This is a genomic window from uncultured Fretibacterium sp. (assembly GCF_938040765.1).
Taxonomy (GTDB): Bacteria; Synergistota; Synergistia; order Synergistales; family Aminobacteriaceae; genus CAJPSE01.
This window is the reverse complement of record NZ_CALIAA010000218.1, coordinates 1-1,526: the sequence shown is the minus strand read 5'-3', so window position 1 is coordinate 1,526 and position 1,526 is coordinate 1. Positions and strand designations below refer to the sequence as shown.

Sequence of the window (1,526 nt, the reverse complement as noted above, 5' to 3'; positions counted from 1 at the left end):
TCAGGAGCTGGCAGCCCTTCTTTTTGAAAGCCCTGTCGCAAGTAATGTTTATGTTTTAATCCTCTTTTTAGAAAATTGACGACAACTTCTTGTTTCCCCTCTTGACACGGTGCGGCAACCTTGATAGGATAAAAACACATCGTTTTTGTGCTTCATGGATATAGACTTGGAACTCGGAAGGGCAAACGGGAGCGCCGCGGCGACGCGCAGACCTGAACAACCACGAATTCCTGAAATCGACAGCGCGAAGCGGCCCGGAGGAAGGGACGTATCGCGCTCTCTTTTTTCTAAATCTCTACAGGATGGTGAACGGCTGAAAAATTCAGAAGAAGTGGGAGGCGAAAGTCCTTGCGACGGAAGTTATCTGCAGCGAGCGCGTGTTTTTTTGTGGCGTCCTTCCTTTGGCTCTTGGGCTTGGCAGCGCCGGCCCTTGGCGCTATGGGGAGGGATGACTTCTTTGCCTTGGTCGAGAGCGGCGACATTGCGGAGATCGAGGTCGCGATTCGGAATGGACAGGATATCGAGCAGGAGAATTCTTACGGGGAGACGCCGCTTTGTTTGGCTGTCAAAAGAGGGGACCCCGAGATTGTCCGGCTGCTGCTCGATGCCTCAGCCAACCCCGGGCACAGGGCTGGAGACATGACCGCTTTGCACTATGCCATGATTGGCCCGGCGAAGGGCCGTCCTCTGGGGAAGATGGTAGAGATCGTCAATCTTCTTCTGTTGAACGATATGAGCCTGGTCAATGCCCGGAATCGTGATGGAACGACGCCGCTGCACATTGCAGGGTTGTTGTACAGCGACAGGGAAATCCGCAGGAAAATCCAGGGGGACTTGAAGGATATGTCGCGGCTGTTCGGCGCTCTGATTCATGCAGGGGCGGATTTGAATACCCGAGACAAGAATAAGGAAGGAAATACGGCGCTGCATGAGGCGACGTTAGGGGAAGATGAGGAAGTGGCGCTCCTGTTGATTCAGTCCGGAGCTGACGTCAATGTTGCCAACAACGAGGGAGCGACGCCTCTTTGCTTCGCCTCTCTCATGGGATTGCCGAGGGTCGTGACCGCTCTGCTGGAACGTGGGGCGAATCCCAATGTCCGCATGGAGGGCGTAACGCCTCTGCACGTGGCGACGGGAATTACTTTTATGAACCGCAAGCCCTCGGGAGAATGGGAGAGTTTCGGCGAGATGCTGACACGTACCGGAAGGGACGGAAACGACTTCCTGAAGGTGACGAAAGCCCTGGTCGAGGCAGGGGCGGAGGTCAATGCCTTGAGCAGTAAGGGGGAGAAGAGCACGCCGTTGGACATGGCCGAGGCTATCGGCAACAGGGCTGTTTCGGAATATCTAAAAGGCGTTGGGGGCAAGAACAAGAAACCCTGGTATTGGCCTTTCTAAAGATGGGCAGCAATCGAATTCCCTTCAGATGGGGTAACCTATGGCGTATTTTCTGGACATCCCTGGATGAGCTGTCCTTTGAAGAAATGTTTGTAAGAGATTTTATTACGTTGTTCTCTTCTTCATAT

1 protein-coding gene is annotated in these 1,526 nt (G+C 53.7%); it reads left to right on the top strand.

Annotated elements, in window-relative coordinates; translation table 11 throughout:
* The first annotated feature begins 414 nt into the window (after positions 1-414).
* A complete protein-coding gene (locus tag Q0176_RS07480) occupies positions 415-1,398 on the top strand; it encodes an ankyrin repeat domain-containing protein (protein ID WP_299300959.1) in 984 nt (327 codons plus the stop codon).
* Positions 1,399-1,526: the final 128 nt, after the last annotated feature.